This window comes from Brevibacterium sp. Mu109 (assembly GCF_900169375.1).
In the GTDB taxonomy this organism is placed as follows: domain Bacteria; phylum Actinomycetota; class Actinomycetes; order Actinomycetales; family Brevibacteriaceae; genus Brevibacterium; species Brevibacterium yomogidense_A.
The window spans coordinates 1-1524 of sequence record NZ_FXZF01000088.1 but is presented as its reverse complement, the minus strand read 5'-3'; the positions used below and the strand labels follow the sequence as shown (position 1 = coordinate 1524).

Genomic DNA, 1524 nt, shown 5'->3' with positions numbered 1-1524 from the left:
GCCTGCCGGTCGGAGCTGGCAGCAGATCTTCGATCAACGACCACTGAGCATCAGTAAGCAGCTGGAATCTCGACATGCTTCCAGGCTCTCAGCCAGCGAACTACACCTTTGTCAGACACGCCCTAGGGGCCATCGATATTGCCGCGGGGAACCACTCGTGGCGTCAGTGGAGACCAGCGGCCCCACCGGCACCCGTCTACCGGCTCAGTATCGCTTGTTCGCGCAGATTGTGGGTGCCGTCATCGACCCAGACGGCGTTGTGCACGACGCGGTCCGTGATTGCACCGGCCGAGTGCTTGGTGCCACGCGTACAGAACACCGGCACTCTCGACGCTGCTCCGGTCATGCCGACGTGACGCTGGCAGGACCGGCCGAATCGTGCTCAGCTCATCGGCCGGATTCCCGCCGCGATGCAGTCGTCGGTGGACTCGTTGTGCAGCAGCTTCAGCGGCTCTTCGTAATTGAGGGTGTAGAGCCAGGTGCAGAAGGCCGGGGTCGTGTCGTTCCACAGATAGACGTCGAGGTCTCCCGATGATGGAAGTTCCTAACTCTCCATCCGGAAGACCCCGACATGCCCAGCGTATCTTCACGACCCCCGATCTCGACGCGTTCTGCCTGCTCGACACTCTCGACCTGACCGTGACGGGACAAGCAGTCGACGTCGATCAAGCAGTCCTGGAATGCCGCACCACCAGGGGCCCGGACTCCTGGTGCCACGAGTGCGGAACAGAAGGCATCCCACGCGGAACCGCGATCCGCAGACTCGTCCACATCCCACTGGGCTGGCGGCCCACGATTCTCCACGTACGCGTCCGTCGCTACCGGTGTCTGAACTGCGCACGCGTCTGGCGCGAAGACCTCACCACGGTCGCGGCTCCTCGCGCGAAGCTGTCCAGGCCGGCTGTGCTGTGGGCGCTGAAATGCCTCGTGATCGACAGGATGTCCATCAGCCGCATCGCCGCGAGCCTCGGCGCGTCATGGCACACCGTCAACACCGCCATCCTCGCCACCGGCCAACAGCTCCTACTCGATGACCCCACAAGGTTCGACGGTGTCCGCGTCCTCGGTGTCGACGAGTATGTCTGGCGGCACACGCCGTTCGGCAGCAAGTACGTCACCGTCATCATCGACCTGACCCCGATCCGTGACAAGACGGGCCCCTCCCGGCTGCTGGACATCGTCGAAGGACGGTCGAAGAAGGTCTTCAAGACCTGGCTGGCAGCCCAGTCGCAGGCGTTTCGGCGTGGTGTAGAAGACGTCGCGATGGACGGCTTCGCCGGATACAAATCAGCCGCAGCAGAAGAGCTCCCCGACGCGGTCCCAGTGATGGATCCCTTCCACGTCGTCGCCCTCGCAGGAGGGGCTCATGAGCGATGCCGGCAACGGATCCAGCAGGATGTGTGTGATCGACTATCTGTAGGCCGGTGGAGCAGAGGTTTCCCGCCATGTCAGTGGCAGGTTTCCTACCGAAAGAGCGCTAAGAATCCGGCCACCCCGCTGCACCCCGAAGCTGCGGGGTCCAGA

General features: G+C 63.5%; 1 protein-coding gene. It reads left to right on the top strand.

Annotated elements, in window-relative coordinates; genetic code table 11:
- Positions 1-534: 534 nt before the first annotated feature.
- The coding region (locus tag BSP109_RS16535; RefSeq protein ID WP_257944758.1) for an ISL3 family transposase at positions 535-1524 on the top strand (990 nt) is incomplete at its 3' end.